Source organism: Streptomyces cyaneus (assembly GCF_004028635.1).
GTDB lineage: Bacteria > Actinomycetota > Actinomycetes > Streptomycetales > Streptomycetaceae > Streptomyces > Streptomyces cyaneus.
The window spans coordinates 90,210-105,023 of sequence record NZ_RQJW01000005.1 but is presented as its reverse complement, the minus strand read 5'-3'; the positions used below and the strand labels follow the sequence as shown (position 1 = coordinate 105,023).

Annotated in this window: 15 protein-coding genes; 5 read left to right on the top strand and 10 right to left on the bottom strand. The window is 70.4% G+C overall.

Going from position 1 to position 14,814, the window contains the following annotated elements; genetic code table 11:
- Positions 1-104 precede the first annotated feature (104 nt).
- Both EHO50_RS19025 and EHO50_RS19020 read left to right on the top strand, forming a co-directional pair.
- Entirely contained in the window at positions 105-1,280 is a 1,176-nt protein-coding gene (locus EHO50_RS19025; RefSeq protein WP_128431380.1) for a 4-hydroxybenzoate 3-monooxygenase, read from the top strand.
- Positions 1,281-1,502: 222 nt separating this feature from the next.
- The gene (locus EHO50_RS19020) at positions 1,503-2,414 is read left to right on the top strand and encodes a Bax inhibitor-1/YccA family protein (protein WP_128431379.1); all 912 of its coding nucleotides are present in this window, start codon (positions 1,503-1,505) and stop codon (positions 2,412-2,414) included.
- A 106-nt stretch (positions 2,415-2,520) separates the two neighbouring features.
- Here EHO50_RS19020 and EHO50_RS19015 read toward each other — a convergent pair whose 3' ends face one another.
- Positions 2,521-2,751, bottom strand: a complete 231-nt coding sequence (locus EHO50_RS19015) for a DUF4287 domain-containing protein (protein WP_095753563.1) — start codon at positions 2,749-2,751, stop codon at positions 2,521-2,523.
- Between the two features lie 104 nt (positions 2,752-2,855).
- Between EHO50_RS19015 and EHO50_RS19010 the strand changes: the two genes are divergently transcribed.
- Positions 2,856-3,167 (top strand): hypothetical protein, encoded by a 312-nt coding sequence (locus EHO50_RS19010; protein ID WP_164904882.1) that lies wholly within the window; start codon positions 2,856-2,858, stop codon positions 3,165-3,167.
- Between the two features lie 24 nt (positions 3,168-3,191).
- On the opposite strand, the gene EHO50_RS19005 is transcribed toward EHO50_RS19010, so the two are convergent.
- From EHO50_RS19005 to EHO50_RS18995, 3 genes are all read right to left on the bottom strand, one after another.
- Positions 3,192-3,974, bottom strand: coding sequence for a hypothetical protein (locus tag EHO50_RS19005; protein WP_181449671.1), 783 nt, complete (start codon positions 3,972-3,974; stop codon positions 3,192-3,194).
- A 338-nt stretch (positions 3,975-4,312) separates the two neighbouring features.
- Positions 4,313-5,533, bottom strand: a complete 1,221-nt coding sequence (locus EHO50_RS19000) for an acetyl-CoA C-acetyltransferase (RefSeq protein ID WP_128431376.1) — start codon at positions 5,531-5,533, stop codon at positions 4,313-4,315.
- 763 nt (positions 5,534-6,296) lie between these two features.
- Positions 6,297-7,322, bottom strand: coding sequence for an SGNH/GDSL hydrolase family protein (locus tag EHO50_RS18995; protein WP_128431375.1), 1,026 nt, complete (start codon positions 7,320-7,322; stop codon positions 6,297-6,299).
- A gap of 159 nt (positions 7,323-7,481) precedes the next feature.
- Between EHO50_RS18995 and EHO50_RS18990 the strand changes: the two genes are divergently transcribed.
- Positions 7,482-8,870, top strand: coding sequence for a cystathionine beta-synthase (locus EHO50_RS18990; protein WP_128431374.1), 1,389 nt, complete (start codon positions 7,482-7,484; stop codon positions 8,868-8,870).
- Positions 8,871-9,212: 342 nt separating this feature from the next.
- Here the strand turns inward: EHO50_RS18990 and EHO50_RS18985 are convergent, their stop codons facing one another.
- Positions 9,213-10,007, bottom strand: a complete 795-nt coding sequence (locus EHO50_RS18985; RefSeq protein WP_128431373.1) for a helix-turn-helix transcriptional regulator — start codon at positions 10,005-10,007, stop codon at positions 9,213-9,215.
- A gap of 140 nt (positions 10,008-10,147) precedes the next feature.
- Between EHO50_RS18985 and EHO50_RS18980 the strand changes: the two genes are divergently transcribed.
- Positions 10,148-10,912 carry an SDR family oxidoreductase gene (locus EHO50_RS18980; RefSeq protein WP_128431372.1) on the top strand — a complete coding sequence of 255 codons (765 nt, stop codon included), beginning with the start codon at positions 10,148-10,150 and terminating at the stop codon, positions 10,910-10,912.
- Between the two features lie 23 nt (positions 10,913-10,935).
- Here the strand turns inward: EHO50_RS18980 and EHO50_RS18975 are convergent, their stop codons facing one another.
- The 5 genes from EHO50_RS18975 to EHO50_RS18955 form a co-directional block, all read right to left on the bottom strand.
- Positions 10,936-11,376 (bottom strand): hypothetical protein, encoded by a 441-nt coding sequence (locus EHO50_RS18975; RefSeq protein WP_128431371.1) that lies wholly within the window; start codon positions 11,374-11,376, stop codon positions 10,936-10,938.
- Positions 11,377-11,457: 81 nt separating this feature from the next.
- Positions 11,458-12,390, bottom strand: coding sequence for an ABC transporter substrate-binding protein (locus EHO50_RS18970; RefSeq protein ID WP_128431370.1), 933 nt, complete (start codon positions 12,388-12,390; stop codon positions 11,458-11,460).
- Positions 12,391-12,401: 11 nt separating this feature from the next.
- Entirely contained in the window at positions 12,402-13,064 is a 663-nt protein-coding gene (locus EHO50_RS18965) for an ABC transporter permease (protein ID WP_128431369.1), read from the bottom strand.
- A gap of 1 nt (position 13,065) precedes the next feature.
- The gene (locus EHO50_RS18960) at positions 13,066-13,707 is read right to left on the bottom strand and encodes an ABC transporter permease (RefSeq protein WP_128431368.1); all 642 of its coding nucleotides are present in this window, start codon (positions 13,705-13,707) and stop codon (positions 13,066-13,068) included.
- Positions 13,704-14,756, bottom strand: coding sequence for an ABC transporter ATP-binding protein (locus EHO50_RS18955; protein ID WP_128431367.1), 1,053 nt, complete (start codon positions 14,754-14,756; stop codon positions 13,704-13,706). The genes EHO50_RS18960 and EHO50_RS18955 overlap by 4 nt, the downstream gene beginning before the upstream one ends.
- Positions 14,757-14,814 lie beyond the last annotated feature (58 nt).

Here is a 14,814-nt window from a genome sequence, read left to right as displayed (position 1 = left end):
ACAGCGGGCGTGCGCGGCCGGAGACTCGCGTCAGGAAATGGTGAATGAAACTTCACCTGGCGAACAACGATGGAACAGTGACGAACAGCGAAGGGAAGCGACCGATGCGCACCACCGTCGGCATCATCGGAGCGGGCCCCGCCGGCCTCCTCCTCGCCCGGCTGCTCCACAACGCCGGCATCGACTCGGTCGTCCTGGAGAGCCGCGACCGCGCCTACGTCGAACACCGCCAGCGCGCCGGAATCCTGGAGCAGGGCACGGTGGACGTGCTGCGCGCGGCCGGCGCCGCGGAGCGCATGGACCGCGAGGGCCTGCGCCACGACGGCATCGAGCTCCGCTTCGACAGGCAGCGCCACCGCGTCGACTTCCCCGCCCTCACCGGCGGCCGGTCCGTGATGGTCTACGCCCAGACCGAGGTCTGCAAGGACCTCATCGCCCTCCAACTCAAGGAGGGCGGCCCGCTGCTCTTCGAGGCGGAGGCCCTGGCCGTCGAGGGCGCGGACACCGACAGCCCGCGCGTGCGCTTCCGGTACGAGGGGAGCGAGGTCGTCCTCGAATGCGACTACGTCGTCGGCTGCGACGGCTTCTGGGGCGTGTCCCGCAAGGCGATCCCCGCCGAGCTCACCCGGGTCTTCGAGCGGACGTACCCCTTCGGCTGGCTCGGCATCCTCGCCGACGTACCGCCCTCGCACGACGAACTCGTCTACGCCCGCCACGACCGCGGCTTCGCCCTGCTGTCCATGCGCTCCCCGTCCGTCTCCCGCCTCTACCTCCAGGTGCCCGAGGGCACGGACGCCGAGGCGTGGAGCGACGACGCGATCTGGGCCGAGCTGGAGCGCCGCTTCGAGACCGCCGACGACTGGCGCCTGGAGCGCGGACCCATCACCCAGAAGTCGGTCACGCCCATGCGGTCCTACGTCCACGAGCCCATGCGCCACGGCCGTCTCTTCCTCGCCGGTGACGCGGCACACATCGTGCCGCCGACCGGCGCGAAGGGCCTGAACCTGGCCGTCGGTGACGTCGTCACCTTCGCGAGGGCGTTGACGCACGAGCGGCGGACCGGTTCGGCGGAGCTCCTCGACGCCTACTCCGAGACCTGTCTGCGCCGCGTCTGGCAGGCCGAGCGGTTCTCGTACGACATGACGACGCTGCTGCACCGCGCCCCCGACGCCACGCCCTTCGAGGACCGGCTCCAGCTGGCGCGACTGGAGCGGATCGCGGGGTCGAGGGCGGCCGAGACGGATCTGGCCGAGGGATACACGGGGTTCCCGTTCGGGTGATCGAACCTGTGGGGCGGGGGAGTGATCTCCGGATCTCCGGCCGGTTCCGGCCACGTACCAGGTTCGTCATGAATGAGCCCCTCCGTGGCTGGGAATCACCCGGCCGCGTAGCGTGTTGCGCAGCACGACGAGGGAAAGATCCTCCCCAAGCACTAGGGTCAATCCTTTGCCTACCTATTACTCTTGAGCCAAGGCCACGCCTGGTGGCCATGGAGGAGTGAAATGAGGAGCAGCAACCCGGTCTTCTCGCGACGGGGGTTCAGCCGCGACAACGGCTACGCGGGCTTCAACACCGCGCCGCAGGCCGGGGGCGCCGCTGTCGGCACGCAGGGCAACCCGTACGCCCAGCCGCAGGCCGGCAACCCGTACGCGCAGAACCCTTACGCCCAGAACCCGTACGCCCAGCAGGACCTGCAGCACGGCGCACCGCCGCAGGCCCCGGCCACCACCGGCCGGATGACGCTGGACGATGTCATCCTGCGCACCGGCACCACGCTCGGCGTCCTGATCGTCACGGCCACGCTCGCCTGGGCGCTGCTGCCCGTCGACGAGGCGAACATCAGCCGGTCCTACGGCATCGGCATCGGCGCCGCGCTGATCGGCATGGTCCTGGCCTTCGTCCAGTCCTTCAAGCGCAAGGCCTCGCCCGCGCTGATCCTGACCTACGCCGCGTTCGAGGGCGTGTTCCTCGGCGTGATCTCCAGCATCGTCGACAACCACATCGCCGACGGTGCGGCCATGCAGGCGGTGCTCGGCACGATGGCGGTCTTCGCCGCGGTGCTGGTGGCCTACAAGGCCGGCTGGATCCGCGTCAACCGCCGCTTCGTCGGCTTCGTGATGGCGGCCGCGCTCGGCTTCATCCTGCTGATGGCGGTCAACCTGCTGTTCGCCGTCTTCGGCGGCGGTGACGGCCTCGGCTTCCGCAGCGGCCCGCTCGGCATCATCATGGGTGTCGTCGGCATCCTGCTCGGCGCCTGCTTCCTCGCCCTGGACTTCAAGCAGGTCGAGGACGGTCTCGCCTACGGCGCGCCGCGCGAGGAGGCCTGGCTGGCGGCCTTCGGCCTCACGCTGACGCTGGTGTGGATCTACATGGAGTTCCTGCGGATCATCGCGATCCTCAACAGCAGCGACTAGTCTGCGACGGTTGTGCAGCGAAGGGCCCCGGGCGTTTACATCATGCGGCTACCGCCGCGTGGTCCCGGGGCCCTTCGTCGTCTGTGAGCGGTCCGTCTGTGCGCGCCTAGAGGAATTTGCGCGCCGCCCTCCTCAGGTCGTACTCGTGGACGATCGCCTTCGCGTGGCCGTACGCGAGGTCGTATTCGTGGCGAAGCCAGCTGACCTTCTCTTCGAAGCGGAAGAGAGCCGGTCCTTCTTCTACGGTGCGCAGCCAGTCGGAGACTTCACGACCGGTGCAGTGGGGGATGCGGGCGAGCATGTTGCGGTGGGTCTCCTCGGAGAGGACGTGGGACATCGGCGCCTCCGGACGCAAAGGGGATGTAAGCCGGTCCTTCAGGTCACCGTGCCTGAGCGTTCGCCCGTTGGCAACAGTCGCGGTGCGACGCGTAGGTTTGTGGGGTGGTTGATACGACGCCCTTGACTCGTGCCGTTGATCACTTCGCCGACCGTTTGAGGGCCGCGCCCCAGAGTCGGCTGCAGAGGGGGGCCGCGGGGGAGGCACTGCGGCTGGCCAGGGAGTTGGCCCGGTGGGCGCAGGTGGTGGAGGCGCCCGGGGTGGAGCCTCGGGAGATGCCGGACGCCGGCATGTTCGCCGCGGCCGACCAAATCACCGTTGCCGTGCACGACTTGGCTCTCGTACTCACGAACGAGGGTGAGGTCGAGGACGCGCTGAGGCTGGTGGAGGAGGCGCAGAAGCGGGCGGGGGTGTGACCGGGTGCAAACCGAGTGCAGCCCCTAGAGGGACGCTATGACCCGGTCCGCCAGGATGTAGACGTTCTCCTCGCCGCAGGCGAAGGTCAGGGTGTACGCCCCCGACACTCCCGAACCGCCCAGCAGCACCGGCGTCTGGCCTGCGCGCAGGGCCGCCGCCAGGCGTTCCGCGGTCTCGCGGTGGCCCGGGGTCATGCACAGCGTGGTGCCGTCGGCGAAGACGTAGACGTCGAGGGTGCCGAGCGGGCCCGGGCGGACGTCGGTCAGTTCGGTGGCGGAGACGGCCAGTTCCTCAAGGGTGGCCACCGTGCGCTCGTGATCGTTCACGGCCGGTGACGAGACCGGGACGAAATCCGGGTGGGAGGGGTGGCGGCGGCGGGCCGCGGCCAGCTCCGGGGACTCCCCGGCGAACTCGTCGGCGTCCGCGGTCGTCTCGCTCACCGGCTCCAGGTGCTCCAAGCCCGCGAAATCGGCCTGGCGGGGCAGGAACAGCTCGCTGTCGGACAGGCCGAGCAGAGTGGGTGCGTCGGAGGCGTCGCGGGCCTCCTGGGCGGCCCAGAAGGCACGCGCCTCGGCCAGCTCCCGCTCGCGTTCCTCGGCGAGCGCCTCGGCCACCGCGGCGCGTATCTCATCGGCGTCGGCGGAGAGGCGGGCGGGCGGAACGAGACCGCGGGCCGCGGCCGCGTTGGTCTGTGCCAGCTCGGTGTGCAGGGCCGCGACCTGTCGGCGCAACACCATGAGGGTGCGCAGGACGGCGACGCCCACGGCGCCGGTGGCGGCCGTGGTGAGCAGCAAGGCGATCGGCATGGCGCTCACTGACGTACTCCCGGTTCAAAGTCGACCCCCGACTTCCTACATCAGCTTGAAGGGCGGACTATCCAGCTGTCAGTGCGTAACGTCACGAAACGGACAGGACTTTGGGCCCTGTGTTTAGTGGTGAAGCGGCTCTGACCTGCGTAAATCCCTCCGCGAAGGGAGATAGGTCACATCCTGGGGGAGATTGGATCACAAATCGGCCCAGAACCTTGGAGTTTCCCGGGTTCTGGGCCGAAGGCTCACGCTGGGTGGTGAGTTGACTACCTAGGGGCTGGCTCGGGGCTGCCTCGGGGCTGCCTCGGGCTGCCGAGGTGATCTGGATCGGTGGGTCAGCTCAGGCGCTCGATGACCATCGCCATGCCCTGGCCGCCGCCGACGCACATCGTCTCCAGGCCGAACTGCTTGTCGTGGAACTGGAGGGAGTTGATGAGCGTGCCGGTGATGCGGGCGCCGGTCATGCCGAAGGGGTGGCCGACGGCGATGGCGCCGCCGTTGACGTTCAGCCTGTCGAGGTCGATGCCCAGCTCGCGGTAGGAAGGGATCACCTGGGCGGCGAACGCCTCGTTGATCTCGACCAGGTCGATGTCGTCGATCGTCAGGCCGGCGCGGCGCAGGGCCTGGTTGCTCGCCTCGACCGGGCCGAGGCCCATGATCTCCGGGGAGAGGCCGGAGACGCCGGTGGAGACGATGCGGGCGAGCGGGGTGAGGCCGAGCTCGCGGGCCTTGGTGTCGGACATGATCACGACCGCGGCCGCGCCGTCGTTGAGGGGGCAGCAGTTGGCGGCGGTGACGAGGCCGTCGGGGCGGAAGACCGGCTTGAGGCCCGCCACGCCCTCCATGGTGACGCCGGGGCGAGGGCCGTCGTCCTTGGAGACGACCGTGCCGTCCGGGGTCGTGACCGGGGTGATCTCGCGCTCCCAGAAACCGTTCTTGATGGCTTCCTCGGCGAGGTTCTGCGAGCGGACGCCGAACTCGTCCATGTCCTGGCGGGTGATGCCCTTGAGGCGGGCCAGGTTCTCGGCGGTCTGGCCCATCGCGATGTACGGGTCGGGGACGAGGCCGTCCTCGCGCGGGTCGTGCCAGGTCGTGCCCTCCTGCTGGGCGACCTCGGCGGTGCGGGCCTCGGCCTCGGCGAACAGGGGGTTGTGCGTGTCCGGGATGCTGTCGGAGTTGCCCTTGGCGTAGCTGGAGACCATCTCCACGCCGGCCGAGATGAAGACGTCGCCCTCGCCGGCCTTGATGGCGTGCAGGGCCATGCGGCTCGTCTGGAGGGAGGAGGAGCAGTACCGGGTGATGGTGCAGCCCGGGAGGTGGTCCATTCCCATCTGTACGGCGACGATGCGGCCGAGGTTGTTGCCCTGCTCGCCGCCGGGGAGGCCACAGCCGAGGTGCAGGTCGTCGATGTCCCTCGGGTCCAGCTCGGGGACCTTGGCGAGGGCCGCCTGGATGATCGTGGCGGTGAGGTCGTCGGGGCGCAGGTCTTTCAGGGAGCCCTTGAAGGCGCGGCCGATGGGGGAGCGGGCGGTCGAGACGATCACGGCTTCGGGCATCACGGCTCCATTGGCATACCGGGGGTCAGGCAGGGCTGTGAGGGAAGTTACCCGTCCGTACGGCCAGGGTCACCGGTAGTGCGGTGTGACCCTGGCCGCAATTTTCTAAGCGCTTGCTTTCCTCGCCCCCGCCGCCCCTACCCGTCCCGTCCTCCAGGTGCTGCCGCCCCTTCGACCCCGCCTCCTGGGGGCCTGCGGCCCCCAGACCCCCGCTTCGGCCCTGAAGGGGCCTCGTCCTCAAACGCCGGACGGGCTGAAATACCTGGGCCGGCGCTGAGAAGTGACCGTCGACGTCGCGAGGCTGGGCCCCCAGCGGGTGGGTGGGGGATCGGGATGGCCGTGCTCGTCCTCGAACGCCGGACGGGCTGGATGATGCTGGCCGGCGCTGGGAAGTGACCGTCGACGTCGCGAGGCTGGGCCCCCAGCGGGTGGGTGGGGGTTTGGGATAGTGACGGCCTCGTCCTCGAACGCCGCCGGACGGGCTGGATGAAGCCGGCCGGCGCCGGGAAGCGGAGGTGCTGGAGGGCGGGTCTCAGAGTCTTTTCGAGTCCAGCCTCTTGGCCGACCGAGACGGGTGGGCGGGTGGGCAAAGGCCCGGGGGTCTGGGGGCGGAGCCCCCCAGGGCCTTTCGAGTCCAGCTTCCTGGCCGACCGAGTCGGGTGGGCGGGTGGGCAAAGGTCCGGGGGTCTGGGGGCGGAGCCCCCAGGGTCTTTCGAGGGCAGCTTCCTGGCCGACCTGCGGGGTTGAAGGGGCGGCGGCCCCTTCATGGGGACGGGGTTGCCGGGGAGCGGTCCGGTTCGGGGACGCGGCGGCGGCGTCGGCGCTTCAGCAGGGCCCAGGGCCCCTTCGGCCCCGTCGGCATCGCTGCCGTGACCTCCGTGCCCGCCTCCGACGCGGCCTCGGCCGCCGCGCGGGCCACCGGGAGGAAGCCCTCGCGGCGGGTGACGTCGGGGCGTTCCTCTTCCGCCGGCCACAGGCCCAGGGCCGCGCAGACCGTCGGGAGTACCGCCATCGCCGCCGTGGCGTAGCCCTCCGCCGAGGGGTGGTAGTTGTCGGGGCCGAAGAGTTCACGTGGGTTCGCCGCGAACTCCGGACCCAGCAGGTCGCCCAGCGACACCGTGCGGCCGCCCTGTTCGACGACGCCGATCGTCTGGGCGGCCGCCAGCTGGCGTGAGGCCCGGCGGGCCAGCCAGCGCAGGGGCTGCTGGACCGGTTCGATCGTGCCGAGGTCGGGACAGGTGCCGACCACCACTTCCGCACCGGCCGTGCGCAGGCGTCGTACCGCCGAGGACAGGTGGCGCACCGAGCGCGTCGGTGGCATACGGTTCGTGACGTCGTTGGCGCCGATCATGATCACGCAGATGTCGGGCAGCAGGGCGGGGTCGGCGAGCACCAGGGCCACCTGGCGGTCCAGGTCGTCCGAGCGGGCGCCCGGCAGGGCCACGTTGCGCATCAGCACCGGACGTTCCGCCACCGCCGCCAGCCCCGCCGCCAGCAGCGCACCCGGGGTCTGACCTGCCCGGTGCACGCCCTGGCCCGCGGCCGTCGAGTCACCCAGGATCGTCAGCCGCAGCGGCGGTTCGCTCGGGGTGTCGTACAGGTGGCCGTAGCGGCCGTCGGCGTTCGGTACGTGGTTGTCGGTGCCGTTGCCCACATGGCGCCTTGCCAGCCGTACCTCGGCGAGAAGGAGACCGACGGCCGCCGCGCCGGCCAGACCGATCCCGCCTCCGCCGTACGCCGCGCCCGCCGCGATCCGCCGGGCCACCCTCGCCCTCGACATGCTCGTCATGCGTCGCCGCCACCTCCTCGTAGCCGTACACCCACTGCTTGCCCCGCACGGACCGTGGCCCAATCCCAACGGCGAGTGAACGACCTTTACGAGCCCCCCGCAGGCCATAGGCTGGCGTAACCACTACGACCACCTCTTTTTCAGCATCCGGAGACAACGGTGCATTTCCACGACTCGATGATCAGCCTCGTCGGCAACACCCCGTTGGTGAGGCTCAACAACGTGACCAAGGGCATCGGGGCGACCGTCCTGGCCAAGGTGGAGTACTTCAACCCGGGCGGATCCGTGAAGGACCGCATCGCCCTGCGCATGATCGAGGCCGCGGAGGAGAGCGGTGCGCTCAAGCCCGGCGGGACCATTGTTGAGCCGACCAGCGGTAACACCGGTGTCGGGCTTGCCATCGTGGCCCAGCAGAAGGGGTACAAGTGCATCTTCGTGTGCCCCGACAAGGTCAGCACCGACAAGATCAATGTGTTGCGGGCCTACGGGGCCGAGGTCGTCGTCTGCCCGACCGCCGTCGATCCCGAGCACCCGGACTCCTACTACAACGTCTCCGACCGGCTCGTGCGCGAGACGCCCGGCGCGTGGAAGCCGGACCAGTACTCCAACCCCAACAACCCGCTCTCCCACTACCACTCCACCGGCCCCGAGCTGTGGGAGCAGACGGAGGGGAAGATCACCCACTTCGTGGCGGGCGTGGGCACCGGCGGGACGATCTCCGGTACCGGTCGCTATCTGAAGGACGTCAGCGACGGCAAGGTGCAGGTCGTCGGCGCCGACCCCGAGGGCTCCGTGTACTCCGGCGGGTCCGGGCGGCCGTATCTCGTCGAGGGCGTCGGTGAGGACTTCTGGCCGACCGCGTACGACCGGACCGTCGCCGACGAGATCGTCCCCGTGTCCGACAAGGACTCCTTCCAGATGACCCGGCGGCTGGCCCGCGAGGAGGGGCTGCTGGTCGGCGGCTCGTGCGGCATGGCGGTCGTGGCCGCGCTGCGGGTCGCCGAGCGGCTCGGGGAGGATGACGTCGTGGTGGTGCTGCTGCCGGACAGCGGGCGTGGCTACCTCTCCAAGATCTTCAACGACGAGTGGATGGCCGACTACGGCTTCCTCGAGGACGAGGGCCCGAGCGCACGCGTCTCAGACGTCCTCAACGACAAGGAGCACGGCGCCATCCCGTCCCTCGTCCACATGCACCCGGACGAGACGGTCGGCCAGGCCATCGAGGTGCTGCGCGAGTACGGCGTCTCGCAGATGCCGATCGTGAAGCCGGGCGCCGGCCACCCGGACGTCATGGCGGCGGAGGTCGTCGGGTCCGTCGTCGAACGGGAACTGCTCGACGCGCTGTTCACCAAGCGGGCCTCGCTCGACGACCCGCTGGAGAAGCACATGTCGGCCCCGCTGCCGCAGGTCGGCTCCGGTGAGCCGGTCGGGGACCTGATGTCCGTGCTGGGCGCGGCCGACGCGGCGATCGTCCTCGTCGAGGGCAAGCCGACCGGTGTGGTCAGCCGGCAGGACCTGCTGGCCTTCCTCGCCAAGGGCGGGAAGTAGCGGCGAACCTGCGGTGAACGGGCCGTGTCCGCGGCGAACTTGCGGTGACCGGGGCCGCTCGGGCCGTCGCGGAACTGGTACGAGCGCGTCACGTTCACGCAGCACCGGCTTAACACGGGTCCGGCACATTAGTGGGTGTCGGCAGGGCGGGAGCGGCTCCCCGCCCAGGCCGGCACCAAAACGGCGTCAAGGACCTCCGGAGCGGCTCCCGGACCTCCACCGACGCCTAGGACGCGCAAGCCCGGCCTGACCCGGCCCGCGTCCCTCGCGGGGACCGCCGTCGTCCCGCCCCCCGGAAACGGGGGTGCGGCGGTCCCCGCGCACAGCTTTTTCAGGGCAGGGCTACGCGTGGGTCGTTGTCCAACTGGCCAGCAGCGCAAGCCTCTCCGCCGTCTCCGAGCCCGGCTCCGGCGTGTAGACCACGAGTGTCTGTTCCGGTGCCTCCGGGAGCGTCAGCGACTCGTACGGGAGGGTCAGCAGGCCCGCGACCGGATGCCGCACCCGCTTCACGCCGTACATGCATGCCTTGACCTGGTGGTCGGCCCACAGGCGGCGGAAGTCCTCGCTCTTGACGGAGAGTTCGCCGACGAGTTCGCGCACGCCGCGGTCGTCGGGGCGGGCGCCCGCGCTCAGCCGCAGGTGGGCCACGCTCTGAGCGGCGATCGCGGCCCAGTCGGGGTAGAGGTCGCGGCCCTCGGGTTCGAGGAAGAGCCGGCGGACCATGTTGCGCCGGGAGGGGGCCATGCTGCTGAAGCCGGTCAGGGCGTCGGCCAGGGCGTTCCAGGCCAGGACGTCCAGGCTGGGCCCGAGGACGAAGGCCGGTGTGCGCTCCATGCTGTCGAGCAGCAGTTGGATGCCCGGGCGGACGCGTGGCGTACTCCGGCGGCGCTCGCCCTTCTTCGGTGGCCGGGCCACCGCGTGCAGATAGGCGTGCTCGGTCTCGTCCAGGCGCAGTACGCGCGCGATCGAGTCCAGTACGGCGTCCGAGACTCCCCCAGACTTCGTCCGGGAGGTGCCCCCAGGTCCCCGGCCCTGCTCCAGGCGGATGTAGTAGTCGACGCTCACCCCGGCCAGCTGCGCCACTTCCTCGCGGCGCAGCCCGGGCACCCGGCGCCGGCCGTGCGAGGCCGGCCCCACGCCTGGATACGGCCGCGGAAGTCTTCAGAACCGTGACTTCGCAGCGCACCCGGCGTTGCAGCCGCTGTCTGGGGGCTACGCCCCCAGACCCCCCGTTTCGGCCTGAACGGCCTTGTCCTCAAACGCCGGACGGGCTGGTAATGCGCACCAACCCGGCACCGAGAAGCAACGGCCGACCCTGCGGAGCCAATGGCGGCATCGGCGAGGCCGTCGCCGTACTGCTGGCCGCCCAGGGGGCGCGGGTCGCGCTGCTCGCGCGGCGCGGGGAGCGGCTGGAGGCGATCACCGAGAAGATCCGGGCCGACGGTGGACGGGCGCTGGCCGTGGTCGCGGACGTCACCGACGACGCGTCCGTGGCGGCCGCCGCGGACCGGATCCACGAGGCGTACGGGACCGTCGACCTGGTCGTCAACAACGCCGGCGTCATGCTGCCCAACCCGATCGAGGACGCGCGCGTCGACGAGTGGCAGCGGATGATCGACACCAATGTCACCGGTGTCCTGCGGGTCATCGGCGCCTTCGCCGAGGATCTGACGGAGGCGGCCGGGCAGGGCCGCAGCGCGGATCTGGTGAACGTCTCGTCCATCGGCGCGCACGTCACCGGCTTCACCAACTACGCCGTGTACGGGGCGACGAAGGCCGCTGTCACCCATCTCTCGGCGCTGCTGCGAGGCGAGTTCGGGCCGCGGGACGTGCGGGTCACCAACATCGAGCCCGGGCTGACCGAGACCGAACTCGCCTCGCACATCGACAACGACGGTCTGCGCGAGCAGGTCGGCGGGATGGTCGAGGCGATGGGCACACTGGCGGCCGGGGAGCTCGCCGATCTCGTCGCCTACGTCGCCAGCCGCCCCCGGCACGTCAACCTGCGGCAGGTCGTGGTGCTGCCGACCCGGCAGGCGTGAGGGCCGTAGCCGCTCAGGGAGGCTCAGTCCTCCCAGCGGTCCTCGTCCTTGGCCGACTTGCGGCGCCAGCTCCGGAACAGCCCGGGGTTGGTGCGGGCCGCCTGGACGACGTTGACGCCGACGATGCCGACCCAGCTGACCAGCAGGCCGGGGAGGTGGGCGGTGCCGGCGCCGATCGCGGACAGCGGGACCGCCAGGACCAGCGAGACGATGCCGAAGCCGAAGCGCTCGCCGAAGGAGTCCGTGGCCTTCGGCGACCGGGCGCCCCGGGCCACCACCATCTGCTGCTCGGCCAGCTGCCGCCGCAGCCGGCGCTCGACCGCCCCGTCGATGCGCTGGTCGACCTTCTCCAGGAACGAGTCGACCAGCGCGGACTCGTATTCGTCGCCTAGTTCCCTACGGGCCTGCAGGGTTGCGTTGAGTTCCCTCTTGAGCTCGGTGTCCCGCGCATCCATTCCGGTCATACGCCCACGGTAGGGAGCGCGGGCGGTGGCCGCACTGGGGTTAGCCCCCCTGTTGGCATGGGGGTACACGGCAGGGCGCCGTCACTTCACCAACCCGTGCTCCTTCGCGTACGCGTCCGCCACGTCCTGAGGGTCCTTCTTGTCCTTGTCGACCTGCCGGTTCAGCTCGGTGAGCTGGGCGGTGGTCAGGGTGTTGCCGAGGCGGGCGAGGGCCTTGCGGACCGTGGAGTCGGCCTTGCGGTCGGCGATGAGGGGGACGACGTGCTGGCCGGGGATGAGGTTCTTGGGGTCGGTCAGGACCACCCAGTCGTTGGCCTGGATGTCGGTGTCGGTGGTGAAGAGGTTCGCCACGTCCACGTCGCCCTTCTTCAGGGCGCCCTTGACCAGCGGACCGGAGGAGTCGAGGGATTTGAACTCCTTGAACTCCACCCCGTACACGTCCTTCAGACCGACCGCGCCCACCTCCCGCTTCTTCACCTCGGGTGCCGCGCCGATGACCAGCTTGCCGTTCTGCTTCTTCAGGTCGGCGAGGGAGGTCAGGCCGTACTTCTCGGCCGTCTCCCGGGTGACGACGAAGGCGTCGGAGTCCTCGGCCATGCCGTACGGCAGCACCTGGAGGCCGCTGGGGAGGGCGATGGTGAGGGCGTTCTGCATCTCGCCCTCCTCGGTCGCGGTCGCCTTGGGGGCGACGTAGTGGAGCAGGGCGCCCTGGTACTCGGGGAGCAGATCGATGTCGCCGCCCTTGAGCGCGGGGATGAGGATCTCGCGGGTGCCGAGGTTGGGGCGGACGTTCACCTTCACGCCGGCCTCCTGCAGCACGGCGGCGTACAGGTACCCGAGCACCTGGTTCTCGGTGAAGTTGGCGGTGCCGATGGTGATGCCGCCCTTGCTGGAGCCGCCGCCACCGCTGGTCGAGCCCTGGCTGTCCAGGGACGTGATGCCGCTCGCGCAGGCGGAGAGGGCGGGGACGGAGGCCGCTGCGAAGAGGCCGCCGAGGAGAGTACGTCGGTTCATCGAAAGGGTCCCTAGGCAGTGCGGTGGCGGAAGAGGATGCGCTGGAGGCCGGAGAGGGCCAGGTCCAGGGCCACGGCGACCACGGCGACCAGCACCGCGCCGCCGAGCACCTGCACGAGGTCGCGCTGGGCGAGGCCGTCGAAGACGTAGCGGCCCAGGCCGCCGAAGGAGACGTACGCGGCGATGGTGGCCGTCGCCACGACCTGGATCAGTGCCAGGCGCAGGCCCGTCATGATCAGGGGGAGGGCGAGGGGGAGTTCCACCTGGAACAGGACCTGGTGGCCGCGCATGCCCTGGCCGCGTGCCGCGTCCTTCACGTCCGGGTCGACGGCCGTCATCCCGGCGTAGGTGTTGGTGACGATCGCCGGGACCGCGAGGGCGACCAGGGCGACGTAGACCGGGAGCATGGACAGTCCGCCGGCCAGGAAGACCAGGACGACCAGGCCGACGGTCGGCAGGGCGCGGCCGAAGGACGCGAGGTTGATCGCGAGGAAGGCGCCCTTGCCGGTGTGGCCGATCAGCAGGCCCAGGGGGAGGCCGATCGCCGCCGCGATGAGCGTGGCGACGAGGGAGTACTGGAGGTGTTCGGCCAGGCGGTGGCCGATGCCGTCCGGGCCCGACCACTGCTCGCCGCTGACCAGCCAGGCGCCGAGGTTGCTGAAGAGTTCGTACATGTCAGGCTCGCCGCCTCCGCCAGGGGGTCAGGACGTACTGCAGGGCGACCAGAGCCGCGTCCGCGACCACGGCGAGCAGGAGGGTGAGGACCACTCCGACGATCACCGGGGTCGGGAAGTTGCGCTGGAAGCCGTCGGTGAAGAGCTGGCCGAGGCCGCCGTCGCCGATGTAGGTCGCGACCGAGACCAGGGAGATGGACATGACCGTCGCGATCCGGACGCCCGCCATGATCACGGGGAGGGCGAGCGGGAACTCGACGGTGAGGAGCGTGCGCAGGGGGCGCGTGCCCATTGCCTTCGCGGCCTCCTTCACCTTCACGGGGACCGAGTCGAGGCCTTCGACGGTGTTCCGGAGCAGCACGACCAGCGTGTAGATCGTCAGGCCGATCACGGTCGTCGTGCGGGTCAGGCCGGACACCGGCAGCAGGAGCACGAAGATCGCGATCGACGGGATCGTGAACAGGACGTTCGAGAGGCCGAGCAGGAAGCCGCGCAGGGGGCGGATCCGGTGGGCGATCACCGCGAGGGGGAGGGAGATCAGGACGCCCAGGAAGACGGCGGTGAGTGCGGCCTGGAGGTGGGAGATCGTCAGGGTGGTGAGGTCGTCGGTGTGGTCGCCTATCCACGACCAGTCGATGGTCATGCGGCCACCCGCGCCTCGGTGTGGGCCTGTCCGGCGTGCTCGTGGATGTCGTCGCGGGACGAGACGCCGGTGAGGGCGCCCTCCGCGTCGACGCGGGCTATCAGGCCGGTGGGGGAGGCGATCGACTCGTTCAGGGCCGCCAGGAGCGAGTCGGTGTCCTTGAGCGGTCGTACGGGGAGTTCGGCGCCCTTCGTGTCCTTGGTGGCCTTCGCCGCCCAGTGCAGGGGCTTGTTCGCCGCGTCGAGTACGAGGCTCCAGTCGCCGCTCTCCGGTGCCGGGCCCTGCGGGACGTCCGCGAGGGTCCGCAGCGACAGCAGCTTCAGGCCGCGCTCGGCGCCGAGGAAGTCGGCCACGAAGTCGTCGGCGGGGCGGGCGAGGAGCTCGGCGGGGGAGGCGCACTGGACGAGGTGGCCGCCGGTGCGGAAGACCGCGATCTGGTCGCCGAGCCGGACGGCCTCGTCGATGTCGTGGGTGACGAAGACGATGGTCTTGCTCAACTCCTTCTGGAGTCTGAGCAGTTCGTCCTGGAGCTGGGTGCGCACGACGGGGTCGACCGCGCCGAACGGCTCGTCCATCAGCAGCACGGGCGGATCGGCGGCGAGCGCGCGGGCGACGCCGACGCGCTGCTGCTGGCCGCCGGAGAGCTGATGTGGGTAGCGCTTGCCGGCGTCGGCCGCGAGACCGACGGTCTCCAGCAGTTCCGCCGCCCGGGCGCGGGCCTTGCGGCGGCTCCAGCCGAGCAGCAGCGGCACGGTGGCGATGTTGTCGAGCACCGTGCGGTGCGGGAACAGGCCCGCCTGCTGGATGACGTACCCGATGGAGCGGCGCAGTTCGGCGGCGTCCTGTCGGGTGACGTCCTTGCCGCCGACCCGGATGGTGCCGGAGGTCGGCTCGACCATCCGGTTGATCATCCGCAGGGTGGTCGTCTTGCCGCAACCGGAGGATCCGACGAGGACGGTCACGCCGCCCTCCGGCATCTCCAGGGAGAGGTCGTGGACTGCTGTCGTGCCGTTGGGGAAGCGCTTGTGGACCGCGTCGAACTGGATCATGAGATGTCCTCTGCCCGGCTGTATAACCTCATGCAGAGTTCTCGGTGGCTGAATAGAT

Excerpts from the sequence above, each read along its gene's own strand:
- EHO50_RS19000 (WP_128431376.1), bottom strand. The coding sequence starts at position 5,533 with ATGCCCGAAGCCGTGATCGTCTCGACCGCCCGCTCCCCCATCGGCCGC.
- EHO50_RS19015 (WP_095753563.1), bottom strand. The coding sequence starts at position 2,751 with ATGTCCCACGTCCTCTCCGAGGAGACCCACCGCAACATGCTCGCCCGC.
- EHO50_RS18960 (WP_128431368.1), bottom strand. The coding sequence starts at position 13,707 with ATGACCATCGACTGGTCGTGGATAGGCGACCACACCGACGACCTCACC.
- EHO50_RS19005 (WP_181449671.1), bottom strand. The coding sequence starts at position 3,974 with ATGCCGATCGCCTTGCTGCTCACCACGGCCGCCACCGGCGCCGTGGGC.
- EHO50_RS18995 (WP_128431375.1), bottom strand. The coding sequence starts at position 7,322 with ATGACGAGCATGTCGAGGGCGAGGGTGGCCCGGCGGATCGCGGCGGGC.
- EHO50_RS18965 (WP_128431369.1), bottom strand. The coding sequence starts at position 13,064 with ATGTACGAACTCTTCAGCAACCTCGGCGCCTGGCTGGTCAGCGGCGAG.
- EHO50_RS19025 (WP_128431380.1), top strand. The coding sequence starts at position 105 with ATGCGCACCACCGTCGGCATCATCGGAGCGGGCCCCGCCGGCCTCCTC.
- EHO50_RS18970 (WP_128431370.1), bottom strand. The coding sequence starts at position 12,390 with ATGAACCGACGTACTCTCCTCGGCGGCCTCTTCGCAGCGGCCTCCGTC.
- EHO50_RS18955 (WP_128431367.1), bottom strand. The coding sequence starts at position 14,756 with ATGATCCAGTTCGACGCGGTCCACAAGCGCTTCCCCAACGGCACGACA.
- EHO50_RS18975 (WP_128431371.1), bottom strand. The coding sequence starts at position 11,376 with ATGACCGGAATGGATGCGCGGGACACCGAGCTCAAGAGGGAACTCAAC.
- EHO50_RS18980 (WP_128431372.1), top strand. The coding sequence starts at position 10,148 with ATGCGCACCAACCCGGCACCGAGAAGCAACGGCCGACCCTGCGGAGCC.
- EHO50_RS19020 (WP_128431379.1), top strand. The coding sequence starts at position 1,503 with ATGAGGAGCAGCAACCCGGTCTTCTCGCGACGGGGGTTCAGCCGCGAC.